Annotated in this window: 7 protein-coding genes; all 7 read right to left on the reverse strand. The window is 60.7% G+C overall.

What is annotated here, in order from left to right; translation table 11 throughout:
• Positions 1-172 precede the first annotated feature (172 nt).
• Positions 173-508: a hypothetical protein gene (locus P0Y59_21535; protein WEJ99464.1), complete on the reverse strand. Its 336-nt coding sequence runs from the start codon at positions 506-508 to the stop codon at positions 173-175.
• Positions 509-510: 2 nt separating this feature from the next.
• Positions 511-822, reverse strand: a complete 312-nt coding sequence (locus tag P0Y59_21540; GenBank protein ID WEJ99465.1) for a hypothetical protein — start codon at positions 820-822, stop codon at positions 511-513.
• A 102-nt stretch (positions 823-924) separates the two neighbouring features.
• Entirely contained in the window at positions 925-1,317 is a 393-nt protein-coding gene (locus P0Y59_21545) for a hypothetical protein (protein ID WEJ99466.1), read from the reverse strand.
• A gap of 9 nt (positions 1,318-1,326) precedes the next feature.
• Positions 1,327-4,086 (reverse strand): LysM domain-containing protein, encoded by a 2,760-nt coding sequence (locus P0Y59_21550; GenBank protein ID WEJ99467.1) that lies wholly within the window; start codon positions 4,084-4,086, stop codon positions 1,327-1,329.
• A gap of 15 nt (positions 4,087-4,101) precedes the next feature.
• Positions 4,102-4,914 (reverse strand): ankyrin repeat domain-containing protein, encoded by an 813-nt coding sequence (locus P0Y59_21555; GenBank protein WEJ99468.1) that lies wholly within the window; start codon positions 4,912-4,914, stop codon positions 4,102-4,104.
• Between the two features lie 32 nt (positions 4,915-4,946).
• On the reverse strand, positions 4,947-20,693 hold the full coding sequence (locus tag P0Y59_21560) for a LysM peptidoglycan-binding domain-containing protein (GenBank protein ID WEJ99469.1): 15,747 nt from the start codon (positions 20,691-20,693) through the stop codon (positions 4,947-4,949).
• A 352-nt stretch (positions 20,694-21,045) separates the two neighbouring features.
• Positions 21,046-21,255: an AlpA family phage regulatory protein gene (locus P0Y59_21565; protein ID WEJ99470.1), complete on the reverse strand. Its 210-nt coding sequence runs from the start codon at positions 21,253-21,255 to the stop codon at positions 21,046-21,048.
• Positions 21,256-21,805 lie beyond the last annotated feature (550 nt).

Raw genomic sequence — 21,805 nt, forward strand, 5'->3', positions numbered from 1 at the left:
GGATTATTGACAACAAAAGTGGGACGCAGCGGATCTCCGCAACGTCCCACATGCCCCCAGAACCTGCGAGACACTGCCTCACTCGCACCGGCACCAGTTCAACGAGACACCGCTCCGCCACGATCGCCAAGATCAGATGGCCGAGGGCTTACGCGACGCGGCTGTCCACATCTCATGCAGCGGCGAACGTGTTCTCCTGTGCCAACTGTTCAATGATAATCTTGGCTAAGGAACGATAGATATTCGGCGACGGGGTATCGGTTGTAACAAAGCGGATCGCCGCAACATGGTAGTCTGTTCCAAGCTGCGCGTTCGCATCCAAGATGCCGTCCAACACCTGTGTTCGCACGTCTTCCGCCTCGATCAATGGTGCCTCATTGCTGATCGACATGCGCTCAACGACAGGCTTCGCATCAGCAGGCTCGCCGAGTTTCAACCCGAGCAGGTTATGAGCAGGGCCGGTGATGCGGATCACCTGATACCAGTCGCCATCTCTACTGAACTGCATAATCAAAATCCTGGTGCTGGGAAGCGACGCTGCGCCGCATTGTGAGCAGCATTATAGCCTGGCGACACGTTTCGCATATACCAGGCTTCCGCTGTCTCATGCCTCAAAAGCTGCAAGTCGGCCGCTCCATAAGTTCCGCTTTCGAGCCGCTGCCAAGAAGCAGCAATGCCGGCGTCGCTGTCGAAACGACCTATCGTTGCCGGAATACCAAGGCTCTCGTAACGATCAAGCACCTGCTCATTCATGAATAGGTGGTCTTTGACCTTCTGAATATTCGATGCCTTGTATCCCGTGTTTCCAGCAATGCTACCCACATCCGTAGTGCTGGCCCGAATAGCATCATAGGCTTCATCCGCAGAGCCGAGGATAGAACCCGATCCGGTCTGTCGAAGCGCAGTTGTCTCTGCGGAGATTATTTAGCCGGTTATTTGTATTTCATTGGAGATCAAACCATCCCAACGTAGAGCCAACGCGTATTCAGCGTTCCTCTCAAGCCGGTAAGTCGCCCGCTTGAACAGTAGCGCGGACACCTTGTCGGTTTTTGCCTCAATCTTAAACGGCAATTCGATCCTCAGTTTCTCTCCGGGTGCCAATGTCCGCATTGCTATCGGAGAGTTGGGAGTGACGATCTCATATCCGAGAGGCTCAAGGCGCTCCGCCCCACGCCTGATTTCCAAACCAACTCGCTCCGCATTTAGTAAAAATCGATCGAGGGAAACGTCGGCTTCGCTCGGTCCATCGTTGCAAAATGTCACGACCAAGCAAGCTTCGCTGCCCAAGATACCGCCATTTTCAATATACAGTTTCATCACAATTCCTCAGTAGCGGCCTGCTTTGACGAGGTCGAGATGGTGTTCCAGCATCACCGCTTCCGGATACGAGAGCCGGCTTGGTGAGTTGAGCATAATCGACTTTGCCCGGTACTCGTAGGCATCGATGCTTCGACCGCCCAACTCCATCGTTCCTGGTCGCGCTCGCAGCGAATCTAGCGCATGCAGACCCTCCTCGTAAAATGTCGAGGCATTAGGATTCTCGGGAAGATAGATCGTTCGCTCCGTGGTATTTAAATCCCAATCGACGATACGACGCTCAAACAGGCCTGCCGCGTTGTTTTCGGCGAGCTTAGCATTAGCCAAATCGGTTCCAATTTCAAATTTTACGCCCCGCTTTGAGAGGTAGTTGTACCACAAATCGAACTTCGCTTGTGGAACGGGGTTCAGGCCTGGCTCAAAGGGATTGTCGATCGATCGTAGCACTGTGCTGTCTGCGGCGATCGTCGTCGAGAAAGCGCGCTCGGAGGCTGGGCCGCGCAACGCTCCGATGGCGCCGGGCACCTCACGCAGCAGGGCGTATCCGCCGACCGCCAGCGATGCAATCCCATAAGCTTGCTCGCCATACCCGTTCACACCCGGGACGGCGTTGAGCACTATGCCACCCACGGTCGATTTTGCATCGTAGCTGCCATCCCACCATCCCCGCGCGCCAGCCTGACCATAGTCCAGAGCGATACCCAATCCCGCCCACCCCAGGGCGCCGATAGCCTCTCCTCCAAGGACCGCCGCGCCCACACCGCCTGTCGCGAGCAACGCGGCGGACACCGCGCCATAGGTAGCAGTTACCTTGAGGGCGTCCCGCCCTTGCTTGGCGTAATCCGCCTGGAATGCGGCTTCGCGTTCCTTGAAAGCCGGCTCTATCGCGGCAAGCAACTTGTCGAACGCCGATTTGTCCGCTCCGGTGGCGTTTTCCCGCATCGCCATTAATTCCAGGCGACTACGCTCGAGAGAATCGAGATCTTGCCGAAGAATGCCCTTCCTGGCGTAATCGATCCCACCACCAAGATTGTTGGACGGCAGGAATGTTTGCCGGAACGTGGCTGCGCCGTCCGCACCATGTACGTTAAGATCGTGGAGGCTCGACACCCAGGTCGCATCGGGGGTGGCGCGAACATACCCGACCGTGCCGACGCCCTGATAACCACTCCGCGCCGCAGCAATGGCTTTTGGTGATGCGGTGACCACGACGTCCGCCATCTCGCCCGGTTGCGAACCCACCCCCGCCTGGGGCGCGTCGCTGCTGGTATCGTAGCCAAAATAGTTACGTTTGGCCGCCGCCCTGGCCTCGAACGCGCGCGACGAATATCCGAAAAATGCCGCTTGATCGTCCAGTGTCGCCGTCGCGATGTTAAGGCTCAAACGGCCATCCGGCCCCACGATGATCCCCGACTGCGGACTACCGAGGGAGCTGGCGGCCTGATTGGGCTTATTGGCATTTGAACTGGATTGACCGACACTCTGCCCGCCTTTGGCGAGGCCTTTTGTGATCTGTTCGCCAACCAGTTGGCCGATGGTCGCGCCGATGACATCGGGAAGCGCGGCGATCACGTTATCGCCGAAGCTGGAACCATCGATCAGGCTTCTCGTCGCCCCTCCGGCGATAGCGCCGAGCACGCCCGATACCAGACGCCCCCCAAAGCCACCAAAGTTCGTTGCCCCGTTGACGCCCGAGACGACGGCGCCGACGGCAACGCCCGACCAATCGAACCTGGTTTGAAGCTTGGTCGCCACGGCGATGCCTTGGGTTACGGCATTGCCCAGGGCCCCGCGCGCCACGTCCTGAATATTTTTACCGATTCCCGACGCGTCCTTCAGAAAGCCGACCTGCCCCAGCCCTTCGCCGATGCCAGCGCTGATTCCCGCCAGGGCAACTGCTTTCCAGCTGAACTTGTCCTGGATGCCGGTTGCGATGCCGACCCCCTGGCTCACGGCGCTCGCGATCGCACCAGTCGCAGTCGCCCCTACGATCGAACCAGCGGTGGCCGCGGTCGCCGTCGACACACCCGCGGCGCTGAAAAGAGTCCCAAAAAACTTCGACACGGGCACTTTGATGACCAGCGTTACCGCAACGGCGACGGCCGCCAGCAGGATCGCGCCCAGAATACCGCAGCCATTCTTCTTGGGCGGCGGCGGTGCGGGCATGGTCGGCGCGGCCGGCAGGGTCGGCATGGCGTCGCCGATCGCCTCGCCGGGGTTGTAGACGCGGAAGGTCTCGCTGGTGTTGTGGAAGTTGGTGACCTTGTTGGGGATCGACAGCGCCTGCCCGGCGACCAGCGTGGCATTCCCCGTCAGGCCGTTCGCGTCGGCGATCAGGTACCAGAGGTTGGCATCGCCCCAGGCGGCCCGGGCGATCGATTGCAGCGTGTCGCCGTTCCGCGCGGTGTACATCGCCGCCACCGGACCGGGATAGCTCGCGTTGATCGGCTGGAAATTCTGGTCGAAATCGGCGCTCTCCACGGGCCGCCCGTTGCGGAACCCGCCCTTGTCGCGCGGCGCGTTGCGATCCAGCGCCAGTTCCTGCGCATAGTCGATCAGGCTCGGGCTGGGGCCGCTATTGCCGACATCGCCGATGCGACGGCCGTCGAAATAATAATAGAGCTGCCGCGCCCCGAGCACATTGTTGATCTTCTCCTCGCGGACCAGCACCTGCCCATAAGCGTCGTTGCGATAGGAGAGGACGCGGTTAGCCTGGGTATCGACGACCTGCTTCAGATGCGTCGCGCCGGGCTTTCCTTCGGCGGGCAAGGATCGCGCTATCGGTCAGGATGTCGTTGGGGTGGTGTCAGGAGCAGATTTCGGATTGATGAGCGACTCGTGATACGCTCTCTGCTCGCGCTCGTTCTGCGCGTCTTGCGCCTTGCGCTTCGCTATGATCGCATCAACCGGCACACCCTTTGCCTTCAACAGCGCCAGGAGTTGACGTTGCTGCTTGCGCGCCACGGGGAACTCGCGATCGATGATGCGGATATCCGCGAAGCGTGCCAGCCTGTCGAGATTATGACTGTAGCCGCGCTCGACTAACTCGATCGCCTTGTCCATCTGACCTAGAGAGGTCGCCGTCTCAGCGATTGTTCTACCTTTATACTCACGGTTGATGTCGGCCCCGGCGTCGAGAAGGATGTAATAGTTTCGCCAGTCTTTGTGATGGATGCCGACCGATAGAGCCATCTGCAGCGCGGTATCTGCTCCCTCGGCTTCTGCCGTGTTGGGATCACCACCCCGCGCCAGCAGCAGCTTGAGGAATGTTGGATCGTCATAGGTCGCCGCTACCAACATCGGGGCATAGTTACCCGCTGCTTGGTTGGGATTGGCTCCGGCATCAAGCAGCGCCCGTATCCCCGGTTGGTTGCGACAGGTCAGCGCCCACAGCAGCGGCGTGAACCCGTCTTCACCCCGCGCATTGGCTGAGACGCCTTGCCCGACAAGGCGCTTGACTTCGGTCGCGTCCCCCTCGCACGCCCCATTGGCCAACGCGCGTACTTGCGGATCGGGGAACACCTGTTCGGCGGTATGTCCCCCAACCTCATGTTGCGAACAGCCCATCAGCAGCACTCCCAAAACCGACAGCAGCATCGTCCTTCCCTCCCGGATCGCATCGTCATACCTCAAGGCCATGTCCGCATCGTAGCGTATTTGTAGAACATCGACGACAGCAAGGCACTGGTCGCGTGCCGCGCCGTGCCGTCGAAGCCGGCGAGGTCCGATGTCGGCGTGGAGAGGAAGTTGCTCTGGTCGCGTGACAGCTGCTCGACCGCCGGCAGCCCGACGACCCGTCCCCGGGTCGGTGTGCCCAGCTGGTCGTTCAAGCCGTGCAGGAACTCGCCCTGAACATAGTAGGAAGTGACCAACTCGTTCACGCGGCTGAAGTTCGCGTTGTAGCGCGCCAGCGTGTTGGAATGCACCCCGGCCGGATCGAACACGGTCGCACGCAGACCGGTGACAAGTGCCTGCGCGGTTGCCAAGCCACCACCCAGCGAGTGGCCTGTGAACGACAGTTTACTCTGTAAAGTATCACGCAAATCGACCGCATTGTCGATCGCCCGTTGATATTGAGGGGATACCTTTCCGAGACTTTGCAAGGCGTTGGATTTCCAGTCTGCGCCGGAGTCGGTCCCGCGGTTGGCATAGATGTAGTTCTCGCCTGGCGCGACATAGAGCGCCGAGAAGTATCCCGACGCGGTATCGGTCAACCGGGACGGATCGAACCCCAAGCTGCGCACCTGAGCACCACTCAGACGACTATAGCCCTTGGGTAGCATCTCAGGGATGGTCCGGTCAAAATACACCTCGGTCGAGATCAATGCACGGTCGATCGCGCCCTTGAACCGGAAGAACCCATCCTTAACCTTGGTGCTGAGGCTGCTTGCCCCGACACGCCTCGCATCGAGGTCGAGCCGCTCGCTTAGCGCCGTCGCCAGTAAGGCAGTCTGCGCATCACTGGCACTGCCGGTCTGTGACAGCGCAGCGGCATAGGCACGTTCTTCCGCTGGGGTGTGAGCGGTTATGCCCGCCCCGCCGGCCCCGCCTTGATCGAGGAAACCGCTGATATCGCCGCGCTGGAGCTTGCCCAGCTGACGCACATAGCTCTTGGCATCTTTGGTCGAGATACCGGCCTTCTCCAAGGCCGACACCTGCTTGCCGAAATCAACCGTCCGTTGGACGCCATCGGCCACTATCTGCCCGATGGTCGCACCGATGACATCGGGAAGCGCGGCGATCACGTTATCGCCGAAGCTGGAACCATCGATCAGGCTTCTCGTCGCCCCTCCGGCAATAGCGCCGAGCACGCCCGATACCAGACGCCCCTCAAAGCCACCAAAGTTCGTTGCCCCGTTGACGCCCGAGACGACGGCGCCGACGGCAACGCCCGACCAATCGAACCTGGTTTGAAGCCTGGTTGCGACGGCGATGCCTTGGGTCGCGGCATTGCCCAGGGCCCCGCGAGCAACGTCCTGAATATTTTTACCGATTCCCGACGCGTCCTTCAGAAAGCCGACCTGCCCCAGCCCTTCGCCGATGCCAGCGCTGATTCCCGCCAGGGCAACTGCTTTCCAGCTGAACTTGTCCTGGATGCCGGTTGCGATGCCGACCCCCTGGCTCACAGCGCTTGCGATCGCACCAGTCGCAGTCGCCCCTACGATCGAACCAGCGGTAGCCGCGGTAGCCGTCGACGCACCCGCGGCGCTGAAAAGAGTCCCAAAAAACTTCGACACGGGCACTTTGATGACCAGCGTTACCGCAACGGCGACGGCCGCCAGCAGGATCGCGCCCAGAATACCGCAGCCATTCTTCTTGGGCGGAGGCGGTGCGGGCATGGTCGGCGCAGCCGGCAGGGTCGGCATGGCGTCGCCGATCGCCTCGCCGGGGTTGTAGACGCGGAAGGTCTCGCTGGTGTTGTGGAAGTTGGTGACCTTGTTGGGGATCGACAGCGTCTGCCCGGCGACCAGCGTGGCATTCCCCGTCAGGCCGTTCGCGTCGGCGATCAGGTACCAGAGGTTCGCGTCGCCCCACGCGGCCCGGGCGATCGATTGCAGCGTGTCGCCGTTCCGCGCGGTGTACATCGCCGCCACCGGACCCGGATAGCTCGCGTTGATTGGCTGGAAATTCTGGTCGAAATCGGCGCTCTCCACGGGCCGCCCGTTGCGGAACCCGCCCTTGTCGCGCGGCGCGTTGCGATCCAGCGCCAGTTCCTGCGCATAGTCGATCAGGCTCGGGCTGGGGCCGCTATTGCCGACATCGCCGATGCGACGGCCGTCGAAATAATAATAGAGCTGCCGCGCCCCGAGCACATTGTTGATCTTCTCCTCGCGGACCAGCACCTGCCCATAGGCGTCGTTGCGATAGGAGAGGACGCGGTTGGCCTGGGTATCGACGACCTGCTTCAGATGACCATTCTCATCGTAGCTGAGCCTGGAGAAGCCCGATGCCCATTGGCCCGTATTGGGGTTGCTCCGGTCAGTCGGGTCAACGCGGATGGCGAGTTGCTTCGCTTCATCCCACCATTCATAGCTGTAGACTGTCTCGGTCGTGACGGTCGACTTCACCAGGCTGCTATGGGTGATCACCCCCTGGTCGAGCCCCGTATAGCCGCTGCCGGCGACATAGGCCCTGTAGTCGTTGTGGATCGTCGTGATGACGTTGCCGTTCGCGGCATCGGTCTCGGTCTGGTCGGTGACCCGGTTGTTCCGGTCATAGGTCAAGGTGCGAGTAAAAGAGACGGCGCCATCAGGCGCAAACTGGGTATAGCTCGTCACCCTGCCCAGCGCATCGTTGGTACGCCGCGCGCGCACCACGCCGGCGATGATCGTATCCTCGAGATAACCATCGGCGGTATAGGTGTAGGTCTCCACCTCCGAAGAACCCGCCGTTGTCGCCGTCTTGCGATTGCCCGCAGGATCATAGGTAAGGGCGACCCCGGCATTGCCGGCGACGATGTTCCCGCCCAACAGCGTGCCCATCGTCAGAACGAAGCGATTCATGCTGTCATATTTGTACCAATAGTCCTGGGTTCGCTCCGTCCCGTCGACCCCGTCATTATAGATGCTCTTCACCTCGCGGCGATTGCCATTGGCGTCGTATTTATAGGTGATTTCCGCCTTGGCGTCCTTGAAACGCACCACGCGATTCAGTTCGTCATAGCTGACCGAGGCGTTCTGATAGATAATCGGCGACGCATCCGTGCTGTTATAGGTTTCGAGCGTGCGGTTTCCTTCATTGTCATACTGGAAGGTGGACCGCATGCGCAGCGTATTGTCAGTGATGCTCGCGATATAGCCGTTGTTGTAATAGGTGTAGGAGATCGACTGCCCGGTCGAGCCGGTCTGGCCGACGAGATGGCCCGCGAGGTCATAGGTGTAGTGCGAGCTATGGCCGCCAAAGTCCTGCCGCCAGTTTATCTGGCCGAAGAGGCCGCGATTCTCATAGGAATTGAGGCCGGCGGAATTGGTGGTGATCGTCTGCCACCCGCCGAAATTGCCGAGACCGATGGTACCAAGAAGATTGCTGGCGATGCTGTACCAGGTATAGGAATATGTCGTCGCCAAGCCGCCGAAGCTGACCGTGCTGACCACCCGCCCCTGCACATCGTAATCGGTCGTCTCGGCGACCGTACCACCATAGACCGAGTTGCTGTGCTTGATGCGCTGGCCAAGCCCGTCATAGCTATAATAGTCGACCAGCCGGACGCCTGGCGAATTACCGTTGACGCGTACCGGATGGTCGACCTGGATCAGCCGGCCAGCCTTGTCATAGGTGTTATTGGTGACGGCACCGAGCCCATCGGTGATCTTTCGCAGATCGCCGAAGATATCGTACCCGTACGCCTTCTGGCTATTGTCTGGATTGAACTCGCCGATGGTGAGCGCCGTGTCGCCGCCCTGCCCACTGCCGGCCAGCAGGGTCTGGGTGAAGAATTTCTGGTTCGCGTCCCTCTTGCCGACGAGGCGGCCGGATTGGTCATAATAATAATATTCGGTGGGCGACTGCCTGGTCGTGACGCCGGATTCGTCAGTCACATCGACCTGTGGACTGATCTTGCCGGTCAGCCTGCCCATCGTGTTGTAGTTGAAGCTGGTGATACGGCCATTGCCGTCAGTCTCGGAAGCGATCTCCCCGAATGCGTTGAAGCTTTGCGTGCGGTGGACGAGATATTGGGACGCCACGGCGGTGTCGATGCGCCACACCAGCGCGTTGTTGGTCGTATCGGCATAACGATCGCTCTGGATCGCGAGATACCCCATCGCATGGTCGGCATGGTTGAGCGTCGGCAGGATCGTGTTGTCGGCTGCGTACGCATCGTAATAATATTCGAGATTCCGGGTGCCTGTGCCCGGCCGCACACCCGCCGCATCGACGTCCCAGGCAAAGATGCCACCTGCCTTGGAAATGGTGACGGCCGTGAAGGCCCCGGTGGATCCCCGGTCACGCCAGTACAGGACGATCTTCGCCACGCCGTTCTGCTTCGGATCGAACAATACTTTGGCGGCCATCCCCGGCGCGCCGCTGAAGGTGCTCATGGACTGGCTGTCATAGCCGAATGTCAGCGTTGCCTCGGAACGGGAGACCAGCGTATCAACGTTATAAGTCTCATATTCTATCGGATAGCTACGGCTTGAGTAGAAATCCGCGAGATCCTTCGCGTTATAGGTCCAATTCCCTCCCCCGCTTTGCGGGATCCATGACGACCAGGCGCCGTCCCGGAAATAGCGGAACTGCTGCCAGGTAACCGTCTGGCCAGGCGGCGGCCTCAGGATAATCTCCCTCGATGCGTCCTTATATTGCGTTAGCAGTGATGCCTGCCCCCCGACGGTGAGCGTACCGTGGAGCTTCGTGCCATCGGCGAGTTCGACCCAATATTCGACCGGACCGCCAACGCCGGTGACATCGACTGCCGCCAGGCCGTTCTGGCCGTAACCGGCCGGATTGACGCCGACCGGCACTGACCAGCCACCGCTGCTGCCGAGCGGCCTGTAGCGCATGTTCACGGGCGCGGCTGGCAGGCCCGAGAGGATCAACCAGTCGCGGCCGGAATCATTCGTGAGCATCGCCTGGCCGGGACCGCGCACATCGACCAATATGACATTGTCCAGGACCGGGCTGCCATTGCTGTTTCTCGACAGGACAGCCTGTTTGGAATCGTAGATTTTGCCGGCCGCGTCCATGGCCAGATATTTGATGTCCCAGCTGCTGTTTGCCGGCAGGCCGTTGAACGGCGACTGAGTCAAATCATAGGTGAACCACCCCGCGATATTCGAGCCCATCGAATTATTCAGCTGAGTCGCTGTTAATTTTTGATACGCCCCGCCCGACCCGGTCGGCCGGACAAACATCTGAACAACGGTGGCATTGGCGTTTTCGTTCTGGAAGTGAAGTTTCGGCGCCGGATATACTTTTTCATAAGATGTTGCGTACCTTGGCCCTTCAAAGTCCGGCCCAGGTATCGGCATCTCAATAATCATGCTCGGCTGAGCAATAACAACCTGTCCGCCCGGCACGTCCTGCGTAAGAGTGAACGAAACCATACCTGAGGTGAATAGATAACTAGAAAAACGAACGGAGGTCGCATCATTGGTAAGGTTGTTGGAAGGAGTAAAATCCCCCAAGGAACGTGTCCCCTGCGCATCCGTGATGATGACATGGACCACACCATTTCCATAGAAGACAGCGCGATCAGCCAATATCGTGAGCGACCCCCAGTCCCCTGTCCCGTTACTTTCCCAACCACGCGCGATCAATACATCGAATGAGACGCCGCCACCGGTAGCTGTAGTCCGGCTTTCCGGACTCTCGGTGGGCTTGACCGCGGGGTTGTTCGTCACCTCCACTTTGTTCACCTTCTCAACCACGTCTCCGTCCGCATAGAAGGAGGCGACACCGTGGCCGGTCGGATCGGGAATGAGTTCGGGGCGGATCGGATTGGCACCGATATTGTTGCTGGCCTGCTGGAATGTCTCGATCAATTGATTGCGCTTGTCGAAGATACTTAACGTCAAGGATACTCCAGAAAGATTATTAAAGACCTGATCGATGTTGCTCTTGGTTTTCAGGTCGACAGTACCGGTGCTCTGCAACAGCATAGTTGCGTTGCCATTCTTGTCATAGGCGTAAACCTTGGTGATGCCGTCCTTGAAATTGGTACGCCACACCCGTCCAGCCATGTCATAGTCGGCGAACTGCTGGGCATTGGCCTTGACGCCTCCCGTATTCGTCCCCTGGGCGATGATCTCGCCATAGCTATTGTAATATTCGTCGGTGGTGTCCCCGAACGTCCATACGGAACCGTTCAACACGCCCATTTTGCGGCTGGTTTCACGACCCGCCGCATCGTAGCTGAAGAAGTTTCCGTTCGTTTCCAAACTGCCGTTGGACTTCTGGCGGCTATAAGTCTGCGCGACCAACTGTCCCGCTACGTCATAATAATAATTGGTACCGAATCCCGTAGGGTCGGTCATGCGCGTCAGACGCCCGGCGGTATAGGTATAGATCGTCTCGCGATCGGCTGCGGTCAACGTCCCGTCGCCACGTTGGATCGTCCGCAAGACCTGGTTGAGGCCATTGTAGCGAATATCAGTGGTCGGGGTTATATTTTCGACGCCGCGATAGTCCGTAAAAGGCGTTCGCGTCGTTCGCGTCTCACGACCCATATAATCATATTCGTGCTTGGTATAATCCAGGTTCGCCTCGGTCTTCTTCGTGACCTGACCGAGCCCGTTATACTCGTAGCGAATGACGGAACCGGCATTCGATGAGGACAGCGCGCCGTTTCCGCCAACCGTGGAAGCCTCCACCGCGCCGCGTGTCTCGGTCAGGCGGCGACCGTTCCTGTCATAGGTGAAGGTTGTGTTGCGATTGGCGGTGTCGGTGGCAAGCGCATTCGGGATGGCGGGCGGGACGCCAAGCGTGGCAGCGGCTGGCCTTTGGGCGTAGCGCGTTTCGCTCAGCGCATTGCCTTCTGCATCCAGTGTCCAACTTGTCAGATAGCCTTCCTGGTCGACCGATGCGATCTTGCGGTTAAGCCTGTCGTAATAGGAAAAGACCTCATTGCCATTGGCATCGGTCGATTTCACGACATTGCCGTTCGCGTCATAGGTGACCGTGTTGCGCACCGTATCGCTGGCCGAGGGGATGTAAGACGATCCGTTCCAGTAGCCGGTCCTGACGCCCAGCATCTGGGTGGCGGTGCGGCGATTGGCCCGGTCATATTCATAGGTCGTCAGGCGCGCCTCGGTCGACGGGGCCGCCGGCCAGAGGGAATTCGGCGTCGCCGGCAGCGCTACTGGCGTGCCGAACACCCGGCTGGCCGTGAGATTGCCGTTGGCATCGTAGCTGAAGGTCGACAGCGTCCCGAGCGCGTTGATCTCACCGGTCTTGCGGTCGAGACTGTCGTAGCGGAACAGGGTTCGCGCGCCGGCGGCATCCCGGCTTTCGATCAAATTGCCGCGCCAGTCGTAGTAATAATATTCGGTGGGCACGGCCATGGTGCCGGCGGTACCGGTGGCCACGGCGTCACCGGTGGTCGTGCTCAGGCGATCGAGCGCATCATAGCTGTATCGGGTGGTCCGCCGGTAATCGAAATTGTCCGCCTCGGTCTTCCGGACGAGGTTGCCGCGGCGGTCATAGTCATAGCTGTTGACCACGGCGGAACCGGCGAGATTGCCGGCACTGTCATAGGTCGCCAGCGGCAGCGTTTCGTTGATCAGCAGGCCCCGCTTGTCATAGACATTCGTCGTGATCCCGCCGAGCTTGTTCCTGACCTGGACGCGCTCGCCATAGGCGTTGAGCGTATAGACTTCGCTGTTATTCTCGGCATCGGTGGTTCGAACCAGACGCCCGAGCTTGTCATAATTGAACCAGGTCGTGGCATCGATACCCGTTGGCACATAAGCGGGTATCGTCGTCTGCGTTGCCGTTGCGCTGGTCACCATTGGCGCGATGATATTGAACGACCCGGTACCAGCTCCCGAGGACTCCATATATAGTTCAAGCCGTGCGCTGACGGCGCCCGCCGGAACCGTGACGAAGCCCGAGATTTTGGTGTCATAGGATTGGGGACCGGATAGCGTTCCGACAAAGCTTCCTTCGGACATTCGGTTGCCGTTCACATCGGACCACCACACATGCAGCGTGAGCTGGCGGACTGCACCGAGCCCTTCCACCCCAGCCTGAATCGCCAGTCGTTCGCCGGCGGTGACCTCAAACCAGCTATTCTCGCCTGTAAAAATAGAGGTGACCTGACCGCCCGCAGTCGCGGTGAAGTCGCTCCTGATATAGTTTTTGCCGTTCCAGACACCGGTAAACAACGGGCTATTGAAAGTTAGCCCGGAAGAAGCAATCCACCGATCCCAGTTGCCGGGGCCAGCAAACTGACTGTTCTCGATACGATTGAGCGGAAGCAGCGTGGGCGGCGTACCGGCGGCAGGTGTCCCCGCGATCCGACTGCTATACCGAGTGACCGACTCGACCTCGCCGAACCGGGTATAGGAGGTTCCGGTGGCGTAATTCTCGGCATCTATCTTGAGGGTCAGCCGCCCGTTCTTGTCATAATAGCTGTAGGTTGCATTGCCGCGCGGATCGATGACCCTCCAGACATTGCCGAAATTGTCATAGGTATAGAAGGTGATGACATCGCCGGTCGTGCCCGACTCAGCTTTGGAGGCAAGCTGGCCAAGCGCGTCATAGGTGCGGATCGTAACCGAATTGCGCGCATCGGTTTCGGTGACGACACGGTCGAGCGCGTCGTAGCTATATCTTGTGGTTGCCTGGTCCGATGTGCCGGCAGCGACGACATGCTGTTCCACGCGCCCTGCGGCATCATAGGAAAACGTCTCGGTGACGTTGGCATATTGAGCGAGATAGTCGGATGCCGAATAATTCGCCGAAGGCCTGCGGCCCTCGCGCCAGCCATATTGAATGAAATGCTCGAAGGGATTGATTCCCGCCGCAGCGATATCCGGATTCTGATCCAGATAATAAGCGGTATTGAACATCGCATTGGGATTGCGCCGCTCGCGCCAGCCAGCCAGGTCGTAATGATATGACGGCGTCAATCCGGACGGGCCGATGTCGGCATATGTTGCCAGATAGTATTTTTCATCGATGCCGGCGCCGGGGAGGGCGGCAAGACCGGTCAGATTCGGTATCCTGACGATGGCGACGACCCTGCCAAGGGCGTCGTAATTCTTGTGAACGATATTCCTCAGAGCATCGGTCGTATCGATCACATGGCCGACCGCGTCATAGGCATAGGTGGTGGTGCGTGCATCCGTGGTGCCGAATGCCTCGGTCGACGATGTGATCTGCCCCATCTGGTCGAGCGTCAACCGGGTGGCGATGTTTGCGGGATCGGTCGTGGTTTCGAGCCGGCCCGCGCTGTCATAGCTGAACTGGGTGATACGCACATTCGTCGGCGAGACGATGCTGATCGTGTCGACAGTGGTGGCATCGCCGACCGACTGGACCGACTCGTAGCGCGATTGCCGCAGCACCTTGCCGAGCTTGTCATATTCGTAGCGCGTGACGTAGCCGAGCGCATCGACACTATAGCTCAGCTGTCCCTTGCGGTCGTAAAGCGAACGCGTCGTACGATCGTTGGCGCTCGACGGCAGCCACGCGTCCATCGCGGCGAGCGACGGGTCTCCGGTCGCCGTGTAGAATGTCGCGACCTGCACCTGTTTGGTCAGTTGTCCCTTTGCATCATAGGTCGAAACCGTGACCTGGCCCAACGCGTCGATGCTGTAGGTCAGCCGGCCGACGGCATCGTACACCGCGCGCGAAACGCGGGTGCCGGGGGCCGAGGCGAAGCTCGCGACCTGGCCCGCGATCCATGTCGCGGCGTACAGGCCCGTGCCATCGGCGCCGATCACGCCGTCATAGGCCACCGTGCGGATGACCTTGCCCTGGGCATTATAGGCATATTCGGTCACATGGCCGAGCCCGTCGATCTCGAAACGAAGCTGGCCGTCCTTGTCATAGGCGTAGCGGGTGACGCGGTCGCCTGTCTTGATCGCGGGCAGCGCGAGCGCGGCTTCGGTCACCTCGAGCGGCAGAAGGGCCGGGTTGACGGTGTTCAGATATTCGCGCGTCGCGACCAGCCGGCCATCGGCGTCATAGCTGTTGGCGACCACACCGCCGAGCGCATCGATCGTGGCGATCCTGCGCCCCGCCTTGTCATAGACGTAGCGCGTGATCTTGCCGTTGGCATCGGTAACGGCGACGAGGTTATCGCGGGCGTCATAGGCGTAGTATGTGATGTTGTTGAGCGCGTCGGTAACGCTGACGAGCCGCCCGTCGCGATCATAGGCCGATCTGGTGACCTTGCCGTTGGCGTTGGTGAGTTGGACCGCCCGTCCGAACGCGTCATAGCCGTAGCTGGTGGTGATTGCCTTGCCGCCGACGGCCGCATCTACCACTTCGGTCTTCAGCAGGCCAAGCCGATCATAGCTGCGGGTCGAGACGATGATCGCGGCGCCATCGCGCGGCACCGTGCTGCCGATGAGGTTACCAAAGGCATTATAGGTGAAGCTCGAGACGTTACCGTTGGCATCGATGGACTGCTTCACCGTCCCGTCGACGTTGAAATCGAAATGGGTGGCAGTATCGAGCGCCGCCGACGACAGGCCGGTGATCGCACTGCGGACGGCCGAAGTGATCTCCCCGCCGGTCCAGTCATTGATTGCCGCCGGTGCAAGCTTGGCCGCATAGGCAATCATATCGCTTCGCTGGCCAAAGCTGTTGTAGCGATGCTCGACCACCGCGCCGAGCGCGTCGATCTCATAGGCGAGATCGCCCTCCGCCGTGTAGTAATAGAGCGTTCTCGCGCCCGAAGCTTCAGTACCCTTCGGCCCGCGCTTGGCGGCCAGGCGGCCGGCCTTGTCGTAACTGTAGGTCCAGCCGTAATCGACATAGACTTGGTCGATCTGCGCCTGGTTGGGATTGGAGAGTGCGGCCAGGACGGTATTGCCGATGCCTGAAAGCTCGCTCGTCAGCCGGCCCAGCGCGTCATAGCGCTGGCTATAGGTCCGCGGATCAGTGCCCCCAGACTGGGTAACGGTCGAGACCAGCTTGCCCACGGCGTTGTAGCGATAGGTCGTGGTGATCGTGACACTGCCGGTCAGGCTTCGGGTTTCAGTCAGGGCCTGGCCAAAGGCGTTGCGGGTCCAGCCGATCGTTTCGAGGGTCGCGCCGGCTGGGGCGGCGGGCAGGCCGGCAAGCGTCGGCGGCGTTGCGATCAGCGCGGCAGGATCAAGCTTCTGTCCCTTGATCTGCTGGTCGACATAACCGGCCGCGGTGTAGCGAAAGCGGGTGAGATTGCCCTCGCCGTCGATGGTTGCCGCCAGGAAGCCGCGCGCATCGTAGAGCATCCATTGCCTGACATCGCGCGCGGTGTCGGGGGTAACGCTTGCGAGAAGGTCCGCGAGGCTGCCCGTTGCGCGGATGTTCCCGGCGGTACCGGTCGCGTTGGCATAGGCGATCGTCTGGATCTTGGTTCCGCTGGCATCGTAGATCGACTGGGTAAGATACCCCTCGGCATTCAGCGTGCCGGTGACGTTACCCTCGGCGTCGTAGAAGATCCGGCTTGTCCGGTCGTTGGCGGCATCGACGGCGGGGACGTAGCTGGGGGCACGGAAACGTGTCGTTACGACAGGCGCGGCGGCGATGATCGCGTCGCCGGGAGCCGAGTTGACCGCCTTGATCCAGAAGATCGGCAACACCTGATTGTCGGACGCGCTGAAGGTGCGCGTGATCGCGATGCGGGTGCCTGTGGTGGTGCTCAGGCCCGAGATGGTCATTCCGGTGCCGCTAAGTGGTGTAAGCGTGCCCGGTCCCGAAAGGATCACCGCTGAACCGTCACTGGCATTGCCCCACGCCGTCTGCGTTCCCCAGATTTCAAGGACGCCGCCGGTCGTTGTGCCGGAACCCATCAGTGTCACCACGAAGGTCACGATCTGCCCAGGACTGACCATTGGCAGATAGGCGTTGAAGAACCTGGCCTGCCCCGTCGCCGAGGTGGTGAAGCGATAGGCATTGGCGCCATCAATCGTGCCCGCGGCAGTGACGGTCACGCCGGCATCGTAGGACCACAAGCTCCCATTGTCGGGGTTGAGCCACTGGTTGGTCTCGGCTGCCTTCAGCGTCGCGATCTGGGCTGCCGACATGCGCGTGGCATATTGGGTGGTAGAGACGAGTTGCGAGGCGCCGTCATAGGCATAGATCGTGGTCGCCCCGGTCCCGTCGACCGTCTGCACCAGGCGCTCGGAGAGATCGTAGATATTGAACGTCCAACGGTCGTCACCGCTTGCCGTCGGGCGCAAGGAGGCGAGGGTCACTGCGGTCGGGTTGCCGTTGCCGTCGATCAGCGTGCCGAACTGGGTCGGGGTCAGCCGCGTCGCGTATTGCGTCGTGCTGGTGACGCTGCCTTCGCCGTCATAGCGATACTCCGTGAGCGCCCCGAGGGAATCCACCTCGGCGGTCTTGCGGCCCGCGGCATCGTAGAAATAATGGGTGCGATTGTTGAGACCGTCCGTGGTGAGCCTGAGCCGCCCGAGCGCGTCATATTTATAGGTGGTCGTGGCAGCCGTCGGAGTACCGGCACTGTCGAGGAGTTGTGCAAGACTGCCCGTCGCGCGCAAATTGCCGGCGACGGCATTGGCATAGGCGAGCGTCTGAATCCTGGTGCCGCCGGTATCGTAGATCGACTGGGTGAGATAGCCTTCGGCATCCAGTGTGCCGGTGACGTTGCCGTCTGCATCGTAGAAGATCCGGCTTGTCCGGTCGTTGGCGGCGTCGGCGGTTGGGATGTAGCTGGCCGTGTGGAAGCGCGTGGTGACGACCGGGGCGGCCGCGATGATCGCGTCGCCTGCCGACGCTGTGATCGCCTTGATCCAGAAGATCGGCAATAGCTGGGTGTCGGCCGTGCTGAAGGTGTGCGTGATCGCAATGCGTGTCGCCGCGGTGGTGCTCAGCCCCGAAACCGTCGTGCTCGCGCCAATGCCCGGCGTTAGCGTGCCCGGCCCTGAAAGAATCGTTGCGGTTGCGTCGCTGGCATTGCCCCAGGCAGTCTGCGCGCCCCAGAGATCGAGGACCCCCCCTGTCGTGGTACCCGACGCCATCAGCGTTATCACCAGAGTAACGGTCTGCCCCGCGCTGACCACCGGCAAATAGGCATTGAAAATCCTGGCCTGCCCCGATGAGCCGACGGTGAACTTGAAGGCGTTCGCACCATCGATGGTGCCGGCCGCAGTGACGGTCATTCCGGCATCGTATGACCATAGGGTCCCATCGTTGGGATTGAGGAACTGATTCGTTTCGGCGGCCTTCAGCGTCGCGATCTGGGCTGCCGACATACGCGTGGCATATTGAGTGGAGGAGATCAGCCGCGAGGCGCCGTCATAGGCATAGACCGTGGTCGCCCCGGTCGCGTCGATCGTCTGCACCAGGCGCCCGGAAAGATCGTAGATGTTGAACGTCCAGCGATCGTCGGCGTTTGCCGTCGGGCGCAGGGAAGCGAGGCTCACTGCGGTCGGGTTGCCGCTTCCGTCAACCAGCGTGCCGAGCTGGGCCGGGGTCAGTCGTGTCGCATATTGCGTCGTACTGGTGACATTGTTCTGCGCGTCATACCGATATTCGGTGATCGCGCCCAGCGCGTCGATCTGCGCGGTCTTCCGCCCCACGGCGTCGTAGAAATAATAGGTGCGGTTGCCGAGCGGGTCGGTCGCCAGCTTAACCTGGCCGAGTGCGTCATATTTGTAGCTCGATACCGCCGTCGCGACGCCGCTCGCGGCCTGTGTGTAGCTGATCAGCTCTCCGGCAAGGTTGTAGACCGACACCTGGGTCAAACCGCTGGCAAGCGTAACGGTGGTCGTCTGCGTGGCGTCGGCAAAGGCGATCGTCGTTTGCAGGCCGTTGGAATTGCTGGTCGATATGGTCCGGCCAAGGCCGTCATAGGCGAAGCTGTCGACCTTGCTCGCATTGCCGGCGAAGGTGCGCCGGACAAGCAGTTCGCCTGCCTGGTTGTAGGCGTAGACGGTCTCGCTCTTCTCCGACGCCGTATCGAACTCGCCGGTCGAGAGCAGTCTCGAATAGCCCCGCACAACAGCGACATTGCCACGGGCATCATAGACCGTCTCGGTGCGCCTTCCGGCGCTCTTGTCGCGGCCTGCGATCCAGTTGGATATCTGCGTGGCAGTTGGAATGTCGGTTGGCTGAAGACCGGAGACAGGATATTTGCCGTCCAGATACTCGATCGCGCTGGTTCGGTTTCCGTACGCGTCATAGCCATAGGCGGTCACCGCCCCTTCGGCCGAGATCGCGTATCGAAGCGTAAGATCGGCGTTGTAGACATACCGGATGGTCTGGGGTGTCCCGGCCACGCCAGGTCCGGCCCCATCGGGATCGGGAACCAGATAGCGCGTCTCGGTAAGCAACTGGTTGTTCTGGTAGGCCCAGCTGACCGTGTTGCCCAGCGCGTCGCGCTGGCTGGTCCGGTTGCCATCGGCATCATAACCGTAGACGATGATGTTGCCATCGCCCTGGTCGACCGAAATGACGTCGCCGTTCGCATTGTAGGCGAATTGCTGGACGCGTGGCGCGCTTGCCCCGTTGGCCGGCGGGGTCACGATCTGGGTGAGATTCCCGTTCGCGTCATATTTGAGCACGGTCTTCTGGTTTAGCGCATCCCTGACGGTCGTCTGCCGCGCGACGGTGTCGTAGCTGAACGTCGTCGTGCGCGTGGCTGTGCCTGCGACCGCCTGCGTCACCGTCTCGACACGGTTCGATGAATCATAGGTGATGGCGACAGAGGATCCGTCCGTCTCGGTGATCGAGGAGACACGGCCCGACGTGTCATATCCGTAGGTCGTCACATAGGTCTTGCCGTCGCCAATGGCATTGTCGCCGGGGGACAGATCGACGGTGACCGTCGCCAGTCGATTGGAGCCGTCATAGCCATAGCGAGTCCGTGTCAGCGTCCTGGCTGTATTGGTCGCCAGATCCGTATAGCCGGTCACGATCTGGGTGATGCGCCCGCTCGACCAGCTATATTGCTCGTAGCTGCCGTCCTGCGTCGTCACCTTGTCCAGCGCCGCGCCGAGATAGGAGAAGGTGAGCTTCTGGCCGACCGTATCCGACACCTCGGTGACGCGCCAATTCGCACCATTGGCGTAATAATATTGGGTGAGCGGGCTGCCGTTGTTGGACCAAGTCCAAACGCCGCCCGCATAAGTCAGGTTGTCGGTGCTCGCCGTGCCGGCGCTTGCAATATATTTTGAGGTCGCAGTGTCCCAGCTATAGGTGCTGCTGGTACCGTCGCTCTTGATCCGGGTGATCGTGCTCCCGCTGCTGTTAACGGTGCCGGTCAGCCCATAGACGCCGTGCGCTGCGTATTTTTCAGTGAGCTGGGTGTCGCCATCGGTCCAGGTCCACACCCCGCTCGCATAGGTCAGCTTGTCATAGGCGCCGGCCCCGTCCGTCGCGATGTAAGCCGATGCCGTCGCATTCCAGCTATAGGTGATGACCGATCCGTCGCCTGAATCGCGCTTGATCGTGCTGCCTGCAGTATTGAGCGTGCCCGTCAGGCCGTGGACGCCGCGCGTCGTGCTCTGCCGCCAATGGTCGTTATTGTCGCCATCGGCGACGTCCTCGAAGCTGTTATAGGTCCGCCCGATTGCCGAATCCGGCCCGCGCCCCACCAGGAACTCGTCGCGCTGCGTGATCAGCAGATTGCCGGTCGCCGCGTTCACTGAGATCTGCTCACCGTTCCGTCCGAACGATCCCGATCCCAGCAGGCCCAACGACTTCAGCGTCGCAGCCGACCCACGCTCAAAGCCAGCGCCAAGCCCGGTGAAAATCGAAACCATGGAATCCCCCAGCTCAAACCCAAAGCCGGCGGGAACGAAGAAATGTCCCGCCTATTGTAGGGGATCAGGAAATTCCGCTCATTGTTTAGAAGTTTTTTTGATCCGGTTTCGATTATTCAATAACCTATTGTAATATATGTGGAATATTGCGACGCGATGATCGCGTCACCTACTCCGCAGCGAAACCATACTACCATATCCTACGCAAAATGTGGGAACGTTTGTGGTACCAAGCTGAAGAATTCTAAAATTTATCATGCAAGATCAATACCCGAAGCTGCTGCGGCGAAAGGACCGGTCGTTATCTTCGCCTGCCTTCCCTCCGGATGAACAGGGGCGGCTACTGATCGATTCAATGCTGTCTGTTCTCGACGCTGTAGAACATGGGATTGCGTAGCCAGTCGGCTATGGCGGATTCGCGCCAGCCGACGCAGCGGGCGCCGATCTGGAGGTTATGCGGGAACGTGCCGTTCTCCATCTTGCGATACATGGTCGAGCGGCTGAGCCCGGTGCGGTCGAGCACGGTCTTGAGCCGGAGGATGCGGTCTGGGGCATCGGTCATGGGTTTGATCCTGTTTGTTCGCTTGTGGGAACTGACGGACAGGATTGGGAACCGCCGTGCCGATGCAAGGGGGCCTGCTTCGTCCTGCGCCGAGGCGCGTTATAAAGGTACCTTCAGGCCCCTCATGATCGGGGTCGGTTCGAACGGAGGATTCCCAGGGCGTCTCACGCCGGTGGCGTGACCGCGCTCTACGCCGCATGCGCGGCGTCGAGTCGCAATGCGTCTCGGCCCGTTCGGGTAACGATCGCCTGACGCGGAAGGCCGGCTGCGCGCCGGCCAAACGGTGCGCCGGGATCAATAGAGCGCGCACCGGCGGACTTCTGCGAAGCCGCCAGGGGTCGCAGCGCTTTCGTGTTCGGCGCGGCACACTCGATCCGGCCGGGGGTCGCGGCGGCGGCTGGCCCCCAGGCCCGCGCGCACGCCGCCGCGCCGGCCGACCGGATTTCGAGGGTGCATATCTGATGGCTCCTGCGGGAGCCGGCGCGGCGCGGTGCGCCGCGAGAGAGGGCTGCGGACAGCGCGTCGCGCTGGCGTTGGTTTATCCGGCCGC

This window comes from Candidatus Sphingomonas phytovorans (genome assembly GCA_029202385.1).
Lineage (GTDB): Bacteria > Pseudomonadota > Alphaproteobacteria > Sphingomonadales > Sphingomonadaceae > Sphingomonas > Sphingomonas phytovorans.